Source organism: Orenia sp., assembly GCF_055140805.1.
In genome coordinates, this window is sequence record NZ_JBSQYM010000005.1 from 33,714 (window position 1) to 55,281 (window position 21,568).

Annotated in this window: 18 protein-coding genes; all 18 read left to right on the forward strand. The window is 34.5% G+C overall.

Translation table 11 applies throughout. The features are described 5' to 3' along the window. Positions 1 to 56 precede the first annotated feature (56 nt). Positions 57 to 860, forward strand: coding sequence for an isoprenyl transferase (locus tag ACTCDL_RS01185; protein ID WP_463173398.1), 804 nt, complete (start codon positions 57 to 59; stop codon positions 858 to 860). A gap of 9 nt (positions 861 to 869) precedes the next feature. Then, a complete protein-coding gene (locus tag ACTCDL_RS01190; protein ID WP_463173400.1) occupies positions 870 to 1,685 on the forward strand; it encodes a phosphatidate cytidylyltransferase in 816 nt (271 codons plus the stop codon). Positions 1,686 to 1,697: 12 nt separating this feature from the next. After that, complete coding sequence (ytvI, locus tag ACTCDL_RS01195) at positions 1,698 to 2,756, forward strand: sporulation integral membrane protein YtvI (RefSeq protein WP_463173403.1); 1,059 nt, start codon at positions 1,698 to 1,700, stop codon at positions 2,754 to 2,756. Positions 2,757 to 2,770: 14 nt separating this feature from the next. Continuing rightward, positions 2,771 to 3,928: a 1-deoxy-D-xylulose-5-phosphate reductoisomerase gene (locus ACTCDL_RS01200; RefSeq protein ID WP_463173405.1), complete on the forward strand. Its 1,158-nt coding sequence runs from the start codon at positions 2,771 to 2,773 to the stop codon at positions 3,926 to 3,928. Further along, positions 3,922 to 4,995, forward strand: a complete 1,074-nt coding sequence (gene rseP / locus ACTCDL_RS01205) for an RIP metalloprotease RseP (RefSeq protein ID WP_463173407.1) — start codon at positions 3,922 to 3,924, stop codon at positions 4,993 to 4,995. Before ACTCDL_RS01200 ends, rseP begins: the two co-directional genes overlap by 7 nt. A 90-nt stretch (positions 4,996 to 5,085) precedes the next feature. Beyond that, entirely contained in the window at positions 5,086 to 5,505 is a 420-nt protein-coding gene (locus ACTCDL_RS01210) for a hypothetical protein (RefSeq protein WP_463173409.1), read from the forward strand. A 114-nt stretch (positions 5,506 to 5,619) separates the two neighbouring features. Beyond that, on the forward strand, positions 5,620 to 6,177 hold the full coding sequence (locus ACTCDL_RS01215) for an HD domain-containing protein (protein ID WP_463173411.1): 558 nt from the start codon (positions 5,620 to 5,622) through the stop codon (positions 6,175 to 6,177). A gap of 9 nt (positions 6,178 to 6,186) precedes the next feature. Beyond that, positions 6,187 to 7,239: a flavodoxin-dependent (E)-4-hydroxy-3-methylbut-2-enyl-diphosphate synthase gene (gene ispG / locus ACTCDL_RS01220; protein ID WP_463173414.1), complete on the forward strand. Its 1,053-nt coding sequence runs from the start codon at positions 6,187 to 6,189 to the stop codon at positions 7,237 to 7,239. A 205-nt stretch (positions 7,240 to 7,444) separates the two neighbouring features. Beyond that, positions 7,445 to 9,148, forward strand: coding sequence for a proline--tRNA ligase (locus tag ACTCDL_RS01225; RefSeq protein WP_463173416.1), 1,704 nt, complete (start codon positions 7,445 to 7,447; stop codon positions 9,146 to 9,148). Positions 9,149 to 9,169: 21 nt separating this feature from the next. Next, complete coding sequence (locus ACTCDL_RS01230) at positions 9,170 to 9,811, forward strand: glycosyltransferase family 2 protein (protein ID WP_463173417.1); 642 nt, start codon at positions 9,170 to 9,172, stop codon at positions 9,809 to 9,811. A 90-nt stretch (positions 9,812 to 9,901) separates the two neighbouring features. Beyond that, positions 9,902 to 10,573, forward strand: coding sequence for an MgtC/SapB family protein (locus ACTCDL_RS01235; protein ID WP_463173419.1), 672 nt, complete (start codon positions 9,902 to 9,904; stop codon positions 10,571 to 10,573). A gap of 13 nt (positions 10,574 to 10,586) precedes the next feature. Beyond that, positions 10,587 to 14,906 (forward strand): PolC-type DNA polymerase III, encoded by a 4,320-nt coding sequence (locus ACTCDL_RS01240; RefSeq protein ID WP_463173420.1) that lies wholly within the window; start codon positions 10,587 to 10,589, stop codon positions 14,904 to 14,906. Positions 14,907 to 15,411: 505 nt separating this feature from the next. Then, positions 15,412 to 15,870 carry a ribosome maturation factor RimP gene (rimP, locus tag ACTCDL_RS01245; RefSeq protein WP_463173421.1) on the forward strand — a complete coding sequence of 153 codons (459 nt, stop codon included), beginning with the start codon at positions 15,412 to 15,414 and terminating at the stop codon, positions 15,868 to 15,870. A gap of 24 nt (positions 15,871 to 15,894) precedes the next feature. Next, positions 15,895 to 16,929, forward strand: a complete 1,035-nt coding sequence (nusA, locus tag ACTCDL_RS01250) for a transcription termination factor NusA (protein ID WP_463173423.1) — start codon at positions 15,895 to 15,897, stop codon at positions 16,927 to 16,929. Between the two features lie 129 nt (positions 16,930 to 17,058). Continuing rightward, on the forward strand, positions 17,059 to 19,002 hold the full coding sequence (gene infB, locus ACTCDL_RS01255) for a translation initiation factor IF-2 (protein WP_463173425.1): 1,944 nt from the start codon (positions 17,059 to 17,061) through the stop codon (positions 19,000 to 19,002). A gap of 207 nt (positions 19,003 to 19,209) precedes the next feature. Then, on the forward strand, positions 19,210 to 19,578 hold the full coding sequence (rbfA, locus tag ACTCDL_RS01260) for a 30S ribosome-binding factor RbfA (protein ID WP_463173426.1): 369 nt from the start codon (positions 19,210 to 19,212) through the stop codon (positions 19,576 to 19,578). After that, complete coding sequence (locus tag ACTCDL_RS01265) at positions 19,553 to 20,542, forward strand: DHH family phosphoesterase (protein WP_463173428.1); 990 nt, start codon at positions 19,553 to 19,555, stop codon at positions 20,540 to 20,542. Before rbfA ends, ACTCDL_RS01265 begins: the two co-directional genes overlap by 26 nt. A gap of 1 nt (position 20,543) precedes the next feature. Beyond that, complete coding sequence (gene truB / locus ACTCDL_RS01270; RefSeq protein ID WP_463173429.1) at positions 20,544 to 21,443, forward strand: tRNA pseudouridine(55) synthase TruB; 900 nt, start codon at positions 20,544 to 20,546, stop codon at positions 21,441 to 21,443. Positions 21,444 to 21,568 lie beyond the last annotated feature (125 nt).

Below are 21,568 nucleotides of genomic sequence, written 5' to 3' on the forward strand. Positions count from 1 at the left end.
AAACCCCCTCTATATGGTTGAGAGGGGGTTATTTCGTAAATATAGGAGGATTATTAATGTGGGGTATTGTTGATAAGGCATTAAATAAATTCAAAACTAACAGTACTAAAGATAACAATACTTTTGAAGATTTATTATCAGAAATTAAGAAGAAAGAAGTACCTACACATGTAGCATTTATAATGGATGGTAATGGTCGTTGGGCAAAAGAGAGAGGTCTTCCTAGAAGCCTGGGACACCAAGCAGGGGTAAAGACCTTAAAAGAGATCACAAAAATATCTAAAAACTTAGGAATTAAATATATTACTACCTATGCTTTCTCTACAGAGAATTGGAAGCGACCTGAAAAAGAGGTTAATTTTTTAATGAAGTTATTTGAAAAAGTATTCTTAGAAGAACTTGATGAATTAGATCAAGAGGGGGTTAGGCTTAACATTATTGGATATAAGAACAGGCTACCTCAAGGGGTTAAAGAGAAAGTAGAACAGGCTATGGAGAGAACTAAGGATAATGATATATTAACTCTTAATATTGCTTTAGATTATGGTGGTAGAAGTGAAATTATCGAATCAGTTAGAGACATTGCAAAAAGCCTTATGGATGGTAAGATAGATCTTTTAGATATTGATGAGCAGTTAATATCTCAGGGCTTATATACTAATCAACAACCTGATCCTGACTTATTAATCAGACCTGGTGGAGAGAAGAGGGTTAGTAATTTCTTATTATGGCAACTTGCTTATACAGAACTACAGTTTACAGATATATATTGGCCTGATTTTAATAAAGAGGCTTTTTTAGAAGTTATAAAGGATTATCAAGAAAGGGAAAGAAGGTTTGGCGGACTTAAGAAAAAGTAGGTGATATTAATGTTGAAAACAAGGATTTTGAGTGCAGTAATAGCTATTCCTGTATTGATTATTATCTTAAAAATAGGTAACATTCCCTTTTTATTATTGAATCTATTGGTTGTTGGATTAGGGATGGACGAATATTTTAAGTTGGCAAAAGCTAAAGGAGTAAAGGTGAATAGGTTTTTAGGAATCCTTATTGGTCTAATTTTAGTTCTTCTTACATATCTAAATAGTAACAATTTATCAGTTGTATATGGATTCTTAATCTTATCTTTTTTAGTAATTTTATTAAAACAAGTGATTATTGGGGTAGATAATTCTGCTATTTTTACAACAGCTATTACTTTTTTTGGAGTCTTTTATGTTGCTGGTCTATTCAGCCATTTGATACTCTTATATAACTTAGAGTCTAGTGATGGTAGAGATATTGGTTCTTTGTTTGTTTGGTTGCCGATTTTAGCAACATGGATAACCGATACGGGAGCATATTTTACAGGAATGAACTTTGGTAAAAATCCTTTGGCTCCTAAAATCAGTCCCAAAAAGACTATAGAGGGAGCAGTTGGTGGCTTGGCCTTTAGTATAGTTCTTACTATGATTATTAGTATATATTTAGGTTTTGGATATTTCCATGGAATGGTATTAGGACTTCTAATTGCTCTTTTTGCTCAATTAGGTGATTTATGTGAATCGGTCTTCAAACGTGATGCTAATATTAAAGATTCTGGAGACATCATACCAGGGCATGGAGGGATATTAGATCGAATTGATAGCTTGTTATTTACTTTGCCTATTGTCTACTATTATTTACAATGGGTTGTATTGAAGTAAGAGGGGGCAGGTATGAAGAAGATTTATAAGTTGTCTTTAGGATTGGTCTTGCTATTGATTGTTAGTATCTTTTTCTTAAAGTATGCATTAAGCTACCTTCTTCCTTTTGTGATAGCAGTTATTGTGGCTAGTTTAATTGATCCTGTTGTAGAATTATTTGAACAAAGAGCTAATCTACCTAGGGGTCTTTCAATAGTTATTGTTTTATCTATAATAATAATCTTTATAAGCTTAATATTAACAATCAGCTTTTCTAGATTATTTGTTGAACTAAATAATTTGCTCAATAATTTACCAGATTATCAGAGCTTTGGCAAGCAACTAGATTGGATATCAGAGCGAAATCAACAATTAAGTAGAGTGATAGAAGAGTTGGAGATTCCAGAATCCTTTAAAGAGAGTATCAATAACAATTTTCAATACTTTTATGATAAAATAAAAGAGTTTATCCAATTGACTAGCTCCAATCTATTAGGGATAGTTAAAAAACTACCTAATTTTGCAACTGTTTTACTAATCAGTTTAATAGCTACCTTCTTTATTAGTAGAGATAAGGAGCTTATTGTAGAGGCTCTTTTAAAACCTTTTCCTAATAAATGGCGCCATAAGATAGAGCAGGTTCAAAGAGATATAATGAAAGCAGGTATTGGTTTTATTAGAGCGCAAATGCTTTTGATTACTATTACAACTTTGATTTCTATTATAGGGCTAAGCATTCTTGGCAGTAGTTACTCAATTGTGGTAGGATTAACTGGTGGGCTTTTAGATTTTATTCCTGTTATTGGTCCTAGTTTGATCTTTGTTCCTTGGGCAATTTATAATTTGATAGTAGGAAATGTTAGTTTTGCTATTGGACTCTTTATATTATATGGTATAATGGGAGCTACACGCCAAATATTAGAAGCGAAGATAGTAGGTCGAAGTATTGGTATCCATCCATTAGCTATTTTAGTTGCTATGTATTTAGGGGTTCAATTATTGGGGATTGCTGGGTTTTTTATCGGTCCAGCTTCATTGGTAGTTTTAAAAGCGGTATTTCAAGCAGGATTTATTTCAATTATTATTGATTAGTAGGGGGATGTTCTATGAAGAAGATAGCGATTTTGGGCTCAACAGGCTCTATTGGGCAACAAACGTTAGAAGTAGTTGAAGAATTAACTGGTCAGTTTAAGGTGGTGGCACTTACAGCTAATAGTAGTGTAGAAATTTTGGCTAAGCAGATTAACAAATTCAAACCTAAATATGCAGTTTTAATGAATGACTCTTTATTAAATGAGTTAAAATATAAGCTAAGTTATACTAAAACTCAAATATTAACGGGATTAGAGGGATTGATTAAAGTTGCTACATTAGATGAAGTTGACCTGCTTGTTAATGCTGTAGTTGGTGCTATTGGAGTAAAGCCTACTTTGGCAGCAATTAGAGCAGGTAAGGATATAGCTTTGGCCAATAAAGAGACATTGGTTACAGCAGGGGCCATTGTAATGAAAGAGGTTCAAGAGAATAATGTTAAGATATTACCTATAGATAGTGAACACAATGCTATTTTTCAAGCTTTGCAAGGAGAAGATAGAACAGGAGTTAAGAAGATTATCTTAACGGCTTCTGGAGGGCCTTTTAGAACTATATCGGCTGATAAGTTGGCAGAAGTCACAGTAGAAGAGGCTCTTAATCATCCTAATTGGGATATGGGTGGGAAAATTACTATCGATTCCGCTACTTTAATGAATAAAGGTTTAGAGGTTATTGAGGCTAAGTGGTTATTTGATCTAGACTATGATCAGATAGATGTTGTAGTTCATCCACAGAGTATAATTCATTCCTTAGTAGAGTATAAAGATCATTCAATACTTGCTGAATTAGGTCTTCCAGATATGAAAGTTCCAATTCAATATGCATTGACCTATCCACGCAGAAATAGTAATAATTTAGAGAGCCTTAATTTAGCTAAGGTTGGAGAGTTGAATTTTGAAGAGCCTAGAAAAGATCTTTTCCCATGCTTAAATTATGCCTATGAGGCTGGAAGAAGAGGTGGAACAATGCCAGCAGTTTTAAATGCTGCTAATGAGATTGCTGTTAGTAAATTTTTAGACGGAAAGATAAAATTTATGGATATTCCTAAATTGATTAAAAGGGTTATGTCTGCTCATGAGGTTGTAGATAATCCAACTCTAGATCAGATTATAGAAGCAGACACTTGGGCTAGAACAGAGGCCCAGAAGGAAGGTGAGAAAGCTTGTTAACAACTATTGTTTCATTCATAATTGTTTTAGGGATTTTGGTCTTTTTCCATGAGTTGGGACATTTTATGGTGGCTAAATATGTAGGGGTTCAGGTAGAAGAGTTTGCTATTGGAATGGGCCCTAAACTTCTTGGCAAACAGTATGGAGAGACTTTATACTCGATTAGATTGCTACCCTTAGGTGGTTATTGTAAAATGACCGGGGAGATGCCTGTTGATGATGAAGATATTAATCAAGAAGAGGTAGAGCTTTATCAAAAAGCATTTAGAGAAGAAAGGTGTTTGTTTCAAAAGAGTGTTTGGCAACGTTTTTGGGTTATCTTTATGGGACCAGTTATGAACTTCTTATTAGCAGCACTCTTTTTTACTTTGATTTTCAGTATTTATGGTGTTGAAGTAAATACTTCTCATAGTACAGTAATCGGTCAAGTATTCCCTGAACAACCTGCTTATAAGGCTGGATTAAGAGATGGAGACAAGGTAGTATCAGTTAATAATCAAGAAGTAAATACTTGGGAAGAATTAGCTGGGATGATAAATAAGAATCCTAATCAAGAGATTACTCTACAGGTAGAGAGAGGCAATCAAACCTTTAATTTAAATGTCGTTCCTAGACTTGATGAGAATAGAGAGGTTGGTGTTATTGGAATTATTCCTGTCTATAATAGAAAATCTGTTAACCTCTTTAAAGCTATTTGGCTAGGCATTCAAAGAACTGGTATATATATATATGGGATTATATTAGGTTTGTGGAAGATGATAACTGGTCAGATGGCTAGTGATGTTAGTGGACCAGTCAAGATAGCCCAGTTTGTTGGGGATGCAGCTCGTGCAGGTATGTTAAGGCTCATGCAGTTTTCTGCATTGATTAGTATAAATCTAGGCATAATGAACCTACTACCTATACCTGCTTTAGATGGAGGAAGATTGGTCTTTTTGGGATGGGAATTGATTACAGGCAAACCTGTTGATCCTGAGAAGGAAGGAATGGTTCACTTAGTAGGTTTTGTATTACTAATGGTTTTGTTTGTTGTAATTATGATTAAAGATATAAGATCGATAATATAAGTTTAGGCTTGAGTTTAAGGTTGAACTCAATTAATTTTTGCTTAGGCTCAGGCTTTATACTTAAACTTAAACTCAGTTGAGGTGATAGATATGGCTAAACAAAAGAATAGACGTGGTAGCAAATGGTTAGATCCAAATAGAGTTACAGGGCGTAGAGCCAAAAGGTATTGTAAATTATGTGGAACAGAGGCTACACAGGTTAGAATTTTAAAGAATGAGAATATTTGTGAGAATTGTGTGAAAGAGCTGGAGAAGAAGAAAGATGGATATTATGCATGCAAAGCATGTGGTAAGGTAGCTCCTAAGCAGGTACAAGAGAATAAAGGATATTGTAAAGATTGTGTATGCCGTGCTTGCGGTAAAGCAGATCCTAAGTTTGTACAAAAGCATGGATTTTGTGAAACTTGCTTTGAAATTATGGGTACAAATTGTCGTAAATGTGGTAAAGAGGCTTATGCTCAAGTCCAGAGAAATGATGGACTTTGTGATAAATGTGCAGGAAAAGAGTGAACAGTGAAGAGTGAATAGTGAATAGAAGAAATAAGGAAAGAATTTGATAATAGTTATTGTTGTACTCATTACTTATTACTAGTCACTCATTACTGAACTTAAAGGAGTGATACTATGTTTGATAGGCATGTAACTTTAGAATCTTTGATTACTGATAGTGTTGCTAAAAAACATTTACCAAAGGCTGGTTATGCTCATATAGTGGCAGCTACAGAATATGCTTTTGAGTTAGCAATTGAGAGGAAGGTCTGTGTAGATTTAGCTACTAAAGCCACCTTATTACATGATATAGGTCATACTAATTGGGAAAGGCATGGTGAATGGGATTTTGAATCCTACAATGAATTCGATATTCATACTATTAAAGGTGCTGAGCGGGCTCATGAACTGCTAATTTTAAAAGGAGAAGACCTTGGCAAAGCAAGAGAGATTGCTTTAGCTATATTATTTCACAGTGGTTCCAGTCCTGTTAGTAAGAATGTCAAGTTAACACCTTTACAGAAATTAGTATCTGATGCTGATGATATGGATGAACAGGAAGATGGAGCTCATCATAAGGTCAAAATTGATTTTAGCGAGGCGGTACAAAGAATTAGGAGATTAGATATGTTAGTACATCCTTATAGAAAAGAGTGCAATGATGATTGTGAAAATTGCGATAGCTTAAAGTAGGTGAAATTAATGGTAAGAAGAGAGTCAAGAGCAGTAAAGATGGGAAGTATACAGATTGGCGGAGATGCACCTATCTCCGTTCAATCTATGACAAATACAGATACAAGAGATGTAAATGAAACCGTTGCTCAGATTAAGAGGTTAGAAGAGGCGGGTTGTGAATTGATTAGAGTGGCCATTCCAGATATGGAGGCTGCATCAAAGGTAAGTCAAATTAAAAATCAGATTAAGATACCTCTCATTGCTGATATACACTTTGACTATAGGTTAGCTCTAGAGGTATTAGAACAGGGAATTGATGGCTTGAGAATCAACCCTGGGAATATAGGTAATGAAGAGAAGATTAAATTAGTAGCTCAAAAAGCTTTGGAGAAGAAGGTGCCAATTCGAGTAGGGGTAAATGCAGGTTCATTAGAGCAAGAATTACTTAAAAAATATGGACATCCAACTGCTGAGGCCATGGTAGAGAGTGCTTTAAAGCATGTAAGTTTATTAGAAAGATTTGGATTTTATGATATTATAATTTCTCTTAAAGCATCTAATGTTATGAAGACTTTAGAGGCTTATCAATTAATAGCTAAAGAGGTTGATTATCCACTACATATTGGAATTACTGAAGCTGGAACTATTAAATCTGGTACTATTAAGTCTGCCGTAGGAATAGGAGCGATCTTGTCACAAGGTTTAGGAGATACTATTAGAGTCTCTTTGACTGGAGATCCTGTTGAAGAGATAGAGGTTGCTTATAGTATACTTAAGTCTTTGGATTTAAGAAGGGGTGGAGTAAATATTATCTCTTGCCCAACTTGTGGACGGACTGAGATTAACTTAGTTGAAATTGCAAATCAGGTAGAAGACAAAATCAAGGGGTTAGATAAAGATATTGAAGTTGCCATTATGGGTTGTGTAGTAAATGGTCCTGGAGAGGCTCGTGAAGCTGATTTAGGAATTGCTGGTGGCAAAGATGTAGGATTAATCTTTAAAAAGGGAGAGGTTATCAAAAGAGTACCGGCAGCAGAGCTAGTAGATGAATTAATGAAAGAGATAGAGAATTTAGATTGATTAATATATACCAATCTATTATGTTAGTCAAACTGAGATAATATCGGATTATGGACATATTGCGACACTTTAAGTTTTAGCTACGGGTTTTAACCCGTAGTGTAACATATCACCATCACCACAGGTTGAAACCTGTGGCTAGTAAATTTATCATTTTTTATAGAATTTTAAGATAGACTTAGGATAATAGAGGAGGATTTTGGTTATGAAGATGTCACAAATGTATATACCAACATTGAAAGAAACACCAGCTGATGCTGAGGTTATTAGTCACCAATTGATGTTAAGAGCTGGTCTAATGAGGAAATTAAGTTCAGGAATCTATACATATTTACCTTTAGGATATCGTGTTATTAGAAAATTTGAGGATATTGTTCGAGAAGAGTTAAATAAGGCTGGAGCCCAAGAGTTATTATTACCAGCTTTACAGCCAGCAGAGTTATGGGAAGAGTCTGGTAGATTTCAAAATTATGGCCCAGAATTGATGAGATTAAAGGATAGACACGGCAGGGACTTTTGTTTAGGACCAACACATGAAGAGGTAATTACTGATTTAGTACGTGATGAGGTTAGATCTTATAAAGAGTTACCTTTAAATCTCTATCAAATTCAAAGTAAGTATCGAGATGAAATTAGGCCTCGTTTTGGAGTTTTACGTGGTCGAGAGTTTATTATGAAAGATGCTTATAGCTTTGATGTTGATGAAGATGGTTTACAAGAAAGTTATCAAAAAATGTATGATGCTTATTGTAATATTTATAGTAGATGCGGTTTGAAATATAGACCTGTAGAGGCAGATACTGGAACAATTGGTGGAAGCGACTCCCATGAATTTATGGTATTAGCTGATGCTGGGGAGGATATTGTAGTTTATTGTGAAGAGTGTGATTATGCAGCTAATCTAGAGTTGGCTAAATCTAAGAGTGAGACTCCTCAAAGTATTGAAGATACTAAAGAATTAGAAGTTGTTGATACTCCAGAGCTTAGTACAATTGAAGAGTTGGTAGCAGAATTAGATTTACCAGTAGAAAAGATGATTAAAGCTGTATTATACCAAGGAAAAGATGAAATAATATTAGCATTAGTAAGAGGTGATTACCAGGTTAATGATATTAAATTGGGGAATTTACTAGATATAGTTAATCTGGAACTTGTGACTGATGAGGCTTATGAGAATTTAAATACAGTTAAAGGGTTTACTGGTCCAGTTAATCTGAATGATGTTAGAATTATTGCTGATGAATTGGTAATGGAAGTGGTTAATGGTGTGGCTGGAGCAAATCAAGTTGATAAACACTATATCAATGTTAATCCACAGCGTGATTTTGAAGTAGTAGAGGTTGCCGATATTCGAGAGGTAAAAGAGGGAGAACAGTGCATCCACTGTGGTGGGCACTTAAGTTTAACTCCAGGTATTGAAGTAGGTCAAGTGTTTAAACTTGGTACTAAATATAGTGAGCCTTTAGGTGCTACTTTCCTAGATGAGAATGGTAAGAGTAAGCCGATGGTAATGGGATGTTATGGAATTGGAATTACTCGAACTGTAGCAGCAGCAATTGAGCAGAATTATGATGAATATGGAATTGTTTGGCCTAAAGCTTTAGCTCCTTTTCTAGTAGAAATTTTGGTTTTGGGTAAGAATGATGAAGTAAATGAAAAAGCCGAACAAATTTATCATGAATTAACTTCAGAGGGAATAGATGTATTATTAGACGATAGAAAAGAAAGAGCTGGTGTTAAATTTAATGATGCTGACTTAATTGGATGCCCAATTAGAATTACTGTTGGAGGACGTTCATTAAAAGAGGGTAGATTAGAAGTTAAGATTAGAAAGAATGGTGAAGAACTAAAGGTTGAAATTGATCAGTATTTATCTCAAATTAAAGAATTGATTGCTCAGCTGGATTAATCTTTTAGGAGGAAATATTTGATGAAAATTACTGCTGTTATCCCAGCATATAATGAAGAAAAGACGATTAAAGAGGTAGCTAGTATAGTTAAAGGGCATAGGTTAGTAGATGAGGTGATTGTTGTCAGCGATGGCTCAACAGATAATACTGTTAAAGTAGCTACTACAGTAGGGGTTAAGGTGATTGACTTAGCCACTAACAAAGGTAAGGGGGCTGCTATGAAAGCGGGGGTTGAACAAAGTCAAGCTGATATAATTCTCTTCTTAGATGCCGATTTATTAGGGTTAAAGAAAGAACATATTGATAGATTATTAATCCCTGTAATTACAGAAGATGTTGAAACGACTATAGGTATCTTTGCAGAAGGTAGAATGTTTACTGATTTGGCTCAGAAGATAGCACCTTTTCTATCGGGACAACGAGCAGTAAAAAGGAGTATATTAAATAATATACCTGATTTGGATATGACCCGCTTTGGTGTGGAGATGGCATTAACTCAATATATTAAAGTAAATAATATTAAGTTGAGAGAAGTTGTTTTAGAAGATTTATCCCATGTAATGAAAGAAGAAAAGCGGGGATTTATCAAAGGTTTTATGTCAAGGCTAAAGATGTATTGGGAGATTTTAAAGAATCTTTCTAGTACTAGAAAGATTAGGTAATATCTCTATTGACAACTTATTATAATGATTAATTTATAATGTTGGTTATTAATAACCAACATTATAAATTTTTAGGGATGTGGTAAGTCAGTGTCAGAAAAAGAGATTGTATTAAGGTTGGTTTTAGCATGTGTCTTAGGTGGGGCAATTGGTTTTGAGCGGGAAAGAAATGCTCGACCAGCTGGTTTTAGGACTAATATTTTAGTATCTTTAGGTTCGACTTTAGCTATGATTGTCTCTATTAAATTATTTCTAGAATTTAATCATATACGACCTGTAGATCCAGGCAGAATTGCAGCTCAAGTTATCAGTGGTGTTGGTTTTTTAGGAGCTGGTACAATAATCAGAGAGGGCTTTTCTGTCAAAGGTTTAACAACATCAGCAGGGCTATGGGCTGTAGCTGGTATTGGTTTATCTTTAGGGGCAGGATTTTATTTAAGTGCTTTGGTGGCAACTTTATTGGTTATCTTAACTTTAACTTTATTGAGTAAAGTAGAGAAGACTATCTCAAATGTTCATAGGAAATATTTGATTAGGGTCAAAGCTTTTGATCAACCAGGCCCTTTGGGAAAGATTGGTTCCGTTTTAGGAGAACATGATATTGTTATTAGGGATATAAGTATAGAACATTGCTATAATGAACCAAATTTATATATAAATTTTAGAGTTAAGAAACCAAAACAGATAGAGGTAAATTATTTATTTGTATTATTAACGGAGATAGCGGGTATAATTGAGGTGCAGATTAAAGAGTTAGATTGAAGGAGAGATAAAGATGCCGAGAGTATTAATTAAGGCTGAAGATACTAATGTTTTTAAAGAGAAACTAAAAGAAAAATTGGACATTTCTGAAGGATTACTAGATACAATTAAGATTGGAAGAGTGGAAGTTAATCTAACAGATAATTATTGTAAAGTTGACCTTAAGGTTCCTGAAAGTATCGATTTAGATCCTGTAGTGAAAGATATAGGTGATGGAGTATTTGCTGAGGGTGAATTTTTATATACCCTCAATTATTATGACCCTGACTTACCTCTGGAATTGATTTTAAAGAATTATTGGGAAGAGATAATTCAAAAAATAAGAGAAGAGGTTCCACAGACCAATGGTTGGTTATCTTTATCCCGCTGGAATTTGGAAAATGATATTTTAATTGTTGAGGTTAAGAATAAAGTAGCTATTGAGGTTTTAAATACTAAAAAATGTGATAATATCTTACAGAAGATTATTGAAGAAGAGTATGGAAAGAGGGTTAAAGTTGACTTTGCATTAGGTGATTTTTCAGAAGAATTGTCAGAGATGGAAGATGAGATGGCTAAAGAGAAGGATGAATATATGAATAGTCTGGTGCAAAGTATTAGTAATATTGAAAAGAGTTCTAATAATTCAAATGGTTCATCCTATAACTATAAAGGTAGGTCTAAAAGTAGCAATGATCCTAATGTCTGGTTAGGTAGAAAGTTTAATGGTGATCCTATTGCTATTTCTGAGATTGTTGGAGAAGATAATAATATTATCTTACAAGGTAAGATATTTGAAATAGATATTAGAGAGTTAAAGAGTGGTAGAAATTTAGTAATCTTCTCAATTAGTGATCAAAGTGATTCTATTACTATTAAGGTCTTTGAAAACAAAGGGGATAATTTATCAGAGAAGATAAGTAAGGGTAAATGGGTTAAGGTTAGAGGTAGAGTGCAACATGATAAGTATGATCAAGAGTTATCAATGATGGCTAATGATGTTATCCCAATTACCGTTGAAGGTAAAGAAGATGAAGCAGAGGAGAAGCGAATTGAACTTCATCTCCATACTAAGATGAGTGCTATGGATGCTATAGTCGATGTTAAAACTGTTGTTAAGCGGGCTATTGAGTGGGGGCATCCTGCTATCGCTATTACTGACCATGGAGTTGTTCAGAGCTTCCCTGATGCCTATAATGCTGCAAAAGGTGAAGATATTAAGGTTATTTATGGTTTAGAGGCTTATTTAGTAGATGATGGTGAACCGATTATCATTAATCCAGTTGCTAAAAGTTTAGATGAAGAGACTTATGTAGTTTTTGACTTAGAGACCACTGGTTTTAATCCTCATAATAATGAGATTATAGAGATTGGTGCAGCCAAAGTTCAAAATGGTGAGATTATAGACATATACCAAACTTTTGTAAATCCTGAAGAAAGTATTCCAGCTAAGATTACAGAATTAACAGGGATTAATGATCAGATGGTAGCTGATGCTCCTAAATTGGCAGAGGTAATAGATGACTTTTTAGAGTTTATCGATGGGACTACAATAGTTGCTCATAATCTTTCTTTTGATTTGAGTTTTATTGAGGACAAGCTAAGAAGATTAGATAAGGCAGACTCAAGCAATTCGGCAATGGATACATTAAATTTAGCTAGGGCACTTGTGCCAGATTTAAAAAGCTATAAGCTAAATAAATTAGCTAATTATTTTAATAAGGATTTGGAGAATCACCATAGGGCTAGTGATGATGCTAAAGTTACTGCTGAGATATTATTAGAATTAATTGAGCTAATGAAAGAAGAGGAGATTGCTAACTTAACAGAGATTAATCAATTGACAAGTGAAATTGATTATAAACGAATTTATCCACATCACACTACTATCTTGGTTAAAAATCAAAAAGGTCTTAAGAATCTTTATAAACTTGTCTCTAAATCTCATATTGACAATTTTTATAAAAAGCCTCGTATTTTAAAAAGTGATTTATTGGAGAAGCGAGAAGGACTAATTGTTGGTTCAGCCTGTGAGGCAGGATTATTATATAAAGAGATTTTACGTGGAAAGCCTGATAATGAACTAGAAAAATTGGCTAAGTTCTATGATTACTTAGAAATTCAACCGATAGGTAATAATAAATTCTTATTGGAAAAAGGAGAGGTTAACTCTTTAGAAGAGTTACGGAATATTAATCGTAAAATTTATGAGTTAGGTAAAAAATTAGGAAAACCAGTAGTTGCAGCTGGAGATGTTCACTTCTTAGACCCAGAAGATAGTATCTATCGTCAGATTTTGATGGAGGGTCAAGGTTTTAGTGATGCGGCAGATCAAGCCCCTTTATATTTTAGAACTACAAATGAGATGCTAGCAGAATTTGATTACTTTGGAGAAGATATAGCCAAAGAGTTGGTTATTTATAATCCTCAAAGGATAGCAGATATGGTGGAAGATGTTGAAATTATCCCTGATAAATTATTTACTCCAACTATAGAAGGTGCTGATCAAGAGGTTAGAGAGATGGCTTATAGTAGGGCTAAAGAATGGTATGGGGAGCAATTACCTGAGTTAGTAGAGCAGAGATTGGAAAGAGAGTTGAACTCTATTATCGGTAATGGCTATGCTGTTATCTATTTGACATCCCAGAAACTTGTAAAAAAATCCTTAGATGATGGCTATTTGGTAGGTTCTCGTGGTTCTGTTGGTTCTTCTTTTGCAGCTACTATGACAGGAATTACTGAAGTTAACCCATTGCCACCTCATTATAGGTGTTCTGAATGTAAACATTCAGAGTTTATTACAGATGGTTCAGTGGGTGTGGGGGCTGACTTAGAAGATAAGACTTGTCCAGAATGTGGAGTACCATTGATTAAAGATGGTTTCGATATTCCTTTTGAAGTATTCTTAGGGTTTAAGGGGGATAAAGTACCAGATATCGATCTTAACTTCTCTGGAGAGTATCAACCAGAAGTTCACAAGTATACAGAGACTCTTTTTGGTAAAGACTATGTATATAGGGCAGGTACTATTTCTACCATTGCTGAACGAACAGCTTATGGCTTTGTCAAAGGTCATGCTGAGGACAATGCTCTGATATTAAGAAAGGCTGAAATTAATCGTTTGGCTTCTGGATGTACTGGAGTCAAAAGGACAACTGGACAGCATCCAGGAGGTCAGATTGTAGTACCTAGTGATATGGAAATTTATGATTTTACTCCAATCCAAAAACCAGCTAATGATATGGATACCGATACTTTAACAACTCATTTTGATTTCCACTCTATCCATGATAATTTATTAAAGCTGGATATACTTGGGCACGATGATCCGACCAGTATTAGGATGTTACAGGATATTACAGGAGTTGATCCAAAAGATATTCCTTTAGATGATCCCAAAACTATGGCTATCTTCTCTAGTGTTGAGCCTTTAGGAGTGACAAAAGAAGAGATTGGAGTTAAGATAGGGACTTTAGGTATTCCTGAATTTGGTACTAGTTTTGTACGGGGGATGCTCCGTGAAACTCTGCCAACAACCTTTGCCGAATTGATCCGTATTAGTGGTCTTTCTCATGGTACCGATGTATGGCTGAATAATGCTCAAGACTTTATTAAGGCTGGAGTAGCTGAATTATCTGAGGTTATTTCGGTACGTGATGATATTATGAACTACTTAATTCATAAAGGTATAGAGCCTTCCGATGCCTTTTGGATGATGGAGCATGTCCGTAAAGGTAGAGGATTGACAGAGGAAGAAGAGCAGGTGATGAAAGAACATAATGTTCCAGATTGGTATATTGAGTCCTGTAAACGAATTAAATATATGTTCCCAAAAGCTCATGCAGCTGCTTATGTAATGATGGCCTTTAGAATTGCTTACTGCAAAGTCCATTACCCTGAAGCTTTTTATAATACGTACTTTACAATCAAAGCTGATGATTTTGATGCTCAGATTGTATTACAGGGTAGGGAGTTTGTTGAGAAGAAGATTCAAGAGATTAAAATGAAGGGTAATGATGCAACAGCTAAAGATAAGAATACACTAACTGTACTTGAAATTGTTGTTGAAGCAATGGCTAGAGGTATTAAGTTTACCCAGGTAGATGTCTATAGGTCAAAGGCTAAGGAGTTTCAAATTACTGAAGATGGTTTATTACCACCATTTATTAGTTTGCAAGGATTGGGACAGAGTGCTGCTGAAAACTTGGTTACATCCCGCAAAGAAGGAGAGTTTACTTCTATTGAGGATTTGAGTAATCGAGCTGGTTTAAGTAAGACTGTAATTGAAGTTATGAAGGAGCATGGTTCTTTAGAAGGTTGGCCTGAAACCAATCAATTATCCCTCTTTGGGTAAATTAGTTGCAAATTCATTGATAATATGCTAAAATGTAGTATGCATATTAATCGATAGTCAGTAGGTAAAAGAGTGGGTTTTGACCCACTCTTTAGTTATGTAATAGTCTTGAATGTAATAAAATAAACTTATATTAAGAATATTTTTTAAAAAATCTTGGTAAGATAAAGTGAAACTTAGTGAAGTAATGTTCTTTATCACTGAGCTTAGTTGAACTTACTCTGTGAGCAAAGTGAAGCTTAACGAGGTGGTTTTTCACTAAAATTAGTTGAACTTATTCTGTAAATTTACTCTATAAGCAAAATATATTTTATAAAATTTTAGATTTTTACTTGTTAATATCATCTAACTCTACTTAACGGTAGCTTTAATCTGATAGCTGGATGATTATAAGAGATACAGTCTATTGATGACAATTATTTTTGATTTATAATAGATTACAATCACCAAATGATGAGTACTATTAATAAGCACCTGCAGATTATAAGAAAGAGAGGAGATTTTTATGGGGAAAAAGACAGAAGAGTTGATAGCAGAGGTTGCTGAGCCTCTTGTAGAAGAAAGAGAATTGGAATTAGTAGATGTAGAATATAAGAAAGAAGGAGAAAATTGGATTTTGAGAGTCTTTATAGACAAAGAAGGTGGAGTATCCTTAGATGATTGTCAGGCAATAAGCAGAAGTTTAAGTGATACACTAGATGCTAATGATCCAATTGAAAATTCTTACCTATTAGAAGTTTCATCCCCAGGGATTGACCGACCTTTAAAGACTGAAAGAGATTTCAAGAGATTTACAGGTAAGTTAATAGATGTATCTACATATGCTCCAATTAATGGTGAAAAGAAGTTGACAGGAGAATTATTAGGTTTAGAGGATGATGAGGTTAAGATAAAGATAGATGATCAAGAGGTTATAATTCCAAGAGATAAGATTGCTCAGACTAGATTAGCGATTGAGTTTTAGGTATTATTAAGGAGGAATTTTAAAATGAATATTGAGTTAATTCAGGCATTAGAAGATATTGAAAAGGATAAGGGTATTCCTAAACTTACTTTATTAGATGCAATTGAAGCAGCTTTAAAATCAGCTTATAAACGTGACTTTGGTGCTACTGGTAATGTTGATGTTGAGATTGACCAAAGTACTGGAGAAGTAAATGTTTACTCTAAAAAGATTGTTGTAGAGGAAGTTTTAAATCCTGAACAAGAGATCTTATTAGAGGATGCAATTAAAAAGAACCCTAATTATTCCATAGGTGATCAAATTGAAATTGAGGTTACTCCAGGTAACTTTGGTAGAATAGCTGCTCAAACGGCTAAACAGGTGGTTATTCAAAGGATTCGTGAAGCTGAACGTGATATTATCTTTGAAGAGTTTGTAAATCGAGAAGGGGATATCTTAACTGGGCTTGTTCAACGACAGCATAAAAATAATGTTATTATCGATTTAGGTAAAACTGAAGCAGTTTTGATTCCAACTGAACAGATTCAAAATGAAAGATATCACCAAGGTGATAGAATCAAAGTATATATTGTTGAAGTAAATCAGACTTCAAAAGGTCCTAATATCTTAGTTTCTAGAACCCATCCTGGTTTATTAAAGAGATTATTTGAGTTAGAAGTTCCTGAGATACATGATGGTGTTGTTGAAATTAAATCAGTAGCCAGAGAGGCAGGGCATCGTTCTAAGATAGCTGTACATTCTACTCAAGAGGATGTAGATCCAGTTGGAGCTTGTGTAGGTCCTAACGGTTCAAGAGTTAGAGCTATTGTAGATGAATTAAGTGGGGAGAAGGTAGATATTGTACAATGGAATGAGGAGCCTAAGAAATTTATAGCTAATGCATTAAGTCCAGCAGAAGTTTTAAAAGTAGAAGTTAATGAAGAAGTTAATGTAGCAAAGGTTGTTGTACCAGACTATCAATTGTCACTAGCAATTGGTAAAGAAGGACAGAATGCTAGGTTAGCTGCTAAGTTAACTGGTTGGAAGATAGATATTAAAAGTGAATCACAACTTTCATAAATAGATAGTGTGTTTAAAAAAAGTTTAAGGTAAGAAGACAGAAAATTTCATAATTATTATTAAACTATTAGTTAGTGATTAATATGAAGTTTGCTGTTTTAAGAATTTAATAGTGGAGGTGTCCGGATAATGGGTATTAGAATTTATAAATTAGCTGAACAATTGGAACTGTCAAATAAGGAATTGATTAAGATGTTACAGGATTTGGGCGTTGATGTGACAAGTCATATGAGTACGATAACAGAAGAGACTGCAGAATTAATAATGGATATGGTTTTAGGTGAAGATGAAAGTTCAGAAGAAGTTGATGATAGCAAGGTGCTTAAAGTAGAAGGATCTATGACTGTAAAGGAGCTATCAGAAGAGATAGATGTTGATCCAAGTACTTTAATGGCTAACTTAATCGGTTTAGGAATTATGGCTACTATCAACCAAGAATTGACTTCAGATCAACTGGAAGTAGTAGCAGCAGAGTATGGTTATGTGGTCGAAGAGGAGCAAGAGGAAGAAGAGGATAATCTTTTTGGCTTAGTCAATGATATAGAAGATAAGCAAAAGGATTTAAAATCAAGACCTCCTGTTATCACTGTAATGGGTCATGTTGACCATGGTAAGACAACTTTATTAGATGCTATTCGAAAAACTGAGGTAACTGCAAGTGAAGCTGGTGGGATTACTCAGCATATTGGTGCTTATCAAGTAAAAGTAAATGGACAGAAGATTACATTTTTAGATACACCAGGTCATGAAGCTTTTACTTCTATGAGAGCTCGTGGAGCACAAGCAACTGATATAGCTATTTTAGTGGTTGCTGCAGATGATGGAATTATGCCACAGACTATTGAGGCTATTAATCATGCCAAGTCGGCTGGAGTTCCAATTATAGTAGCTATTAATAAGATGGATCGTCCAAATGCACAACCAGATAGAGTTAAGCAGGAATTAATGAATCATGGTCTAATCCCTGAGGATTGGGGTGGAGATACAGTCTGTGTTCCAGTCTCTGCACTTAAAGGGGAAAATTTAGATGATTTATTAGAGATGATCCTATTAACAGCTGAGATGGAAGAATTAAAGGCTAATCCAACTAGACCTGCTAACGGTATTATTGTTGAAGCTGAGTTGGATAGAGGTCGTGGTCCAGTAGCCACTATCTTAATTAAGAATGGTACCTTAAAAGTTGGAGATGCTATTGTTGCAGGCTTGGCATCTGGTAGAGTTAGAGCTATGATTAATGATCAAGGTGAGAGAGTTGAAGAAGCAGGACCTGCTACACCAGTAGAGGTACTAGGACTATCGGATGTACCTAATGCGGGAGATCTGTTAGAAGTAGTAGCAGATGATCAAAGTGCAAGGGATATTGCTCAAAAAAGACAGAATAAGAGAAGAGAAGATGAATTATCTAGAAATACAACGGTTAATTTAGAAGACTTATTTAGTCAAATTCAGCAAGGAGAAGTTAAAGAGTTAAATATCGTTGTTAAGGCTGATGTACAAGGTTCTGTAGAAGCAGTTAGACAATCTCTACAAAAATTAAGTACTGACGAAGTTGAAGTAAAGATGCTTCATGGTGGTGTTGGAGGTATTACAGAAACTGATGTTATGTTAGCAGCTGCTTCTAATGCAATCATCATCGGATTTAATGTTCGCCCTGGAGTAAATGCACGTAAGGTTGCTGAGAAAGAAAATGTAGATGTTAGAACTTATAGAGTTATCTATAAGGCAATTGATGATGTTAAGAGTGCTATGGAAGGATTATTGGATCCAGATTATAAAGAGATAGTATTAGGTCAAGTAGAGGTAAGACAGACCTTTAAAGTACCTAAAATTGGAACTATTGCTGGTGCTTATGTAACTAATGGTACTGTTAACAGAAATGCAAAGGTAAGGTTACTTAGGGATGGAACTATTATTCACGAAGGTGAGATTGGATCACTAAAAAGGTTCCAAGATGATGTTAAGGAAGTAGCTGAAGGATATGAATGTGGAATCGGTATTGAAGGGTATAATGACCTTAAAGAAGGCGACATTATGGAGATTTATGACTTTGAAGAAGTAAAAAGAACATTATAAGGGCAGTGACAAGAGATGAGCAACTATATAGATGGTGAAAAAGAATTATTAGCCACAGGTTTCAACCTGTGGTGTTTTATAGAACCTACGGGTTAAAACCCGCAGCTAATCAAAATATTAAATCTTTAGTGCCATATATATAATAACTAGTAAAGATAAATTATTAGTCACTTGTCACCAGTCACTATTTGATAGGAGTTGATAGATATGTCTGGTCATCGTCCAGAGCGTCTTGCAGAATTAATTAAAAAAGAAGTAAGTGATTTATTACAAAAAGATATCAAAGACCCGCGTATAGGGTTTGTTACTGTAACTGATGTCGAGGTATCTGGAGATTTAAGGCATGCTAAGATCTTTGTAAGTATCTTAAATGGAGATAAAGAGGAGACTATGGCAGGTTTAGAAGCCACTACAGGATTTGTTCGTAAAGAGTTAGGTAAGCGAATTAGATTACGCCATATTCCTGAAGTTATCTTTAGATATGATACTACAATTGAGACAGGAACTAGAGTCTTTAAGATTTTAGAAGATATAAATAAGGATAAAAAAGATGGGAACGATCAGCTTGAAGAATAAGATCGATGAGATTATTAACTTAATTAGAAAGAATAACAAATTTCTAATTACAAGTCATGTCAGTCCAGATGGTGATAACTTGGGTTCAGTTATTGCATTAAAGTTAGCTTTAGAACAGATAGGTAAAAAAGCAGTAGTGATAATAGATGATACTTTGCCAAGCTCCTTTTCCTTTCTACCTGCTATCGATAAAATCAATTCTTATGAAAATGATATGAAGGCCGAGTTTGATTTATGTTTTATATTAGATTGTAGTGATTTCAAACGTATTGGTAGAGTTGAGCAGTTACTTGATGATAAGGCGGTTATTAATATTGATCATCATGGTGATAATCCTTGCTTTGGTGATTATAATCTATTGGGTGATGTTGCAGCTACAGCAGAGCTAGTCTATCAATTAGTATCACAAATTGAAGAGGTAAAGATAGATAAGGATATTGCTACTGCTATAGCTACAGGGTTAATTACCGACACTGGTTCTTTTCGTTATTCTAATACAACAGCTCAGACTCATCAGATTATGTCAGAATTATTGACCTATAATGTCAACACAGCTAAGATCTGTAAAGAGGTTTTTGATACATATTCCCAGGCAAGTTTAAAATTAAAAGGTAAAGTATTAGAAAACCTTGAGGTTGATGATTTAGGTAAAGTAGCTTGGGTAAAGGTAAGTCAAGATTTATTAAAGGATACAGGAGCTACTTTAGAGGATGCTGATGGTCTTGTAGATTATCCAAGGAGCTTAGCTGGTGTGGAGGTAGGAGTTTTATTTAAAGAGGTTGAAGATAAGACTATTAGAGTTAGTTTAAGGTCTAATTATTATTTCTCTGTTGACAAGATAGCCCATCACTTTGGTGGTGGAGGTCATCAAAAGGCAGCAGGTTGTACTATTAATGATAATTTAACTAAAGCAGAAGAGGAAGTAATTTCCATAATCAAAAAAGAACTAAGTAAGGTGAACTAGTATGAAGGGAATTATTAATATCTTAAAACCTCCAGGGATGACATCTTTTGATGTTATCTTCTGTTGTAGAAAACTATTTGGGATAAAAAAGATTGGTCATGCTGGTACTTTAGATCCTGGTGCGGCAGGAGTCTTAACAATTTGTATAGGACGAGCTACTAAAGTCGTTCCCTTTTTAACAGAAACTCACAAAGATTATCGAGCAGAGATGGAATTTGGTACTGAAACTACTACCCTTGATGCTTTTGGTGAAGTTACTAATCGTGTTGAAGACTTTAGCATTAGTGAAGAAGAAGTCAGAGGGGTTTTAGAAGAGTTCAAGGGGGAGATGGAGCAGATTCCTCCAATGTATTCAGCTATCAGGTATAAAGGAAAGAGGCTCTATGAATTAGCACGGCAGGGAAAAAAAGTTGAACGAAAGCCTAGAAGAATCACTATTTATGATTTAGAGATGGTGGAATTTGATGGTAAGAAATTAACTATAGATGTGGAATGTTCTAAAGGGACTTACATTAGAACATTATGTGCTGATATCGGTAAAAGGTTAGAAGTGGGTGCTTATATGTCCTTTTTAGTTAGAACTAAAGTAGGAGAATTTTCTCTAGATAAAGCAGTGACCTTAGAAGAACTTGAATTTTTGGTTTCAAAGAATAGAATTGGTGAAGTTCTTGAACCATTAGATAAAGCTTTAGAACATTTAAGAGCGATTCAAGTTAAATCTGAATTTGATAAACCTATCAGTAATGGTGTATCTATAGAGTGGGACTACTTAGTAACGGATTTAAATTATAAAGTAGCAGTTGGAGATAAATTTAGAGTCTATAATTCTAAGGGTGAGTTTATAGGTGTTTATGCCTATCATCAGAAAGATATCTTTAAACCTGAAAGAATATTTGTTTAGATATATAGAACATGAAAAAGAACTTAAATTAATTTAGCAACGCCCTGAGGTAATTTATCCGAAGAAGTACTCTTGGGGTGCGAATTAATGCGAATCACACGAATTAGGATATTAATAGATTAAAT

Excerpts from the sequence above, each read along its gene's own strand:
- ACTCDL_RS01185 (WP_463173398.1), top strand. The coding sequence starts at position 57 with ATGTGGGGTATTGTTGATAAGGCATTAAATAAATTCAAAACTAACAGT.
- ACTCDL_RS01190 (WP_463173400.1), top strand. The coding sequence starts at position 870 with ATGTTGAAAACAAGGATTTTGAGTGCAGTAATAGCTATTCCTGTATTG.
- ytvI (WP_463173403.1), top strand. The coding sequence starts at position 1,698 with ATGAAGAAGATTTATAAGTTGTCTTTAGGATTGGTCTTGCTATTGATT.
- ACTCDL_RS01200 (WP_463173405.1), top strand. The coding sequence starts at position 2,771 with ATGAAGAAGATAGCGATTTTGGGCTCAACAGGCTCTATTGGGCAACAA.
- ACTCDL_RS01210 (WP_463173409.1), top strand. The coding sequence starts at position 5,086 with ATGGCTAAACAAAAGAATAGACGTGGTAGCAAATGGTTAGATCCAAAT.
- ACTCDL_RS01215 (WP_463173411.1), top strand. The coding sequence starts at position 5,620 with ATGTTTGATAGGCATGTAACTTTAGAATCTTTGATTACTGATAGTGTT.
- ispG (WP_463173414.1), top strand. The coding sequence starts at position 6,187 with ATGGTAAGAAGAGAGTCAAGAGCAGTAAAGATGGGAAGTATACAGATT.
- ACTCDL_RS01225 (WP_463173416.1), top strand. The coding sequence starts at position 7,445 with ATGAAGATGTCACAAATGTATATACCAACATTGAAAGAAACACCAGCT.
- ACTCDL_RS01230 (WP_463173417.1), top strand. The coding sequence starts at position 9,170 with ATGAAAATTACTGCTGTTATCCCAGCATATAATGAAGAAAAGACGATT.
- ACTCDL_RS01240 (WP_463173420.1), top strand. The coding sequence starts at position 10,587 with ATGCCGAGAGTATTAATTAAGGCTGAAGATACTAATGTTTTTAAAGAG.
- rimP (WP_463173421.1), top strand. The coding sequence starts at position 15,412 with ATGGGGAAAAAGACAGAAGAGTTGATAGCAGAGGTTGCTGAGCCTCTT.
- nusA (WP_463173423.1), top strand. The coding sequence starts at position 15,895 with ATGAATATTGAGTTAATTCAGGCATTAGAAGATATTGAAAAGGATAAG.
- infB (WP_463173425.1), top strand. The coding sequence starts at position 17,059 with ATGGGTATTAGAATTTATAAATTAGCTGAACAATTGGAACTGTCAAAT.
- rbfA (WP_463173426.1), top strand. The coding sequence starts at position 19,210 with ATGTCTGGTCATCGTCCAGAGCGTCTTGCAGAATTAATTAAAAAAGAA.
- ACTCDL_RS01265 (WP_463173428.1), top strand. The coding sequence starts at position 19,553 with ATGGGAACGATCAGCTTGAAGAATAAGATCGATGAGATTATTAACTTA.
- truB (WP_463173429.1), top strand. The coding sequence starts at position 20,544 with ATGAAGGGAATTATTAATATCTTAAAACCTCCAGGGATGACATCTTTT.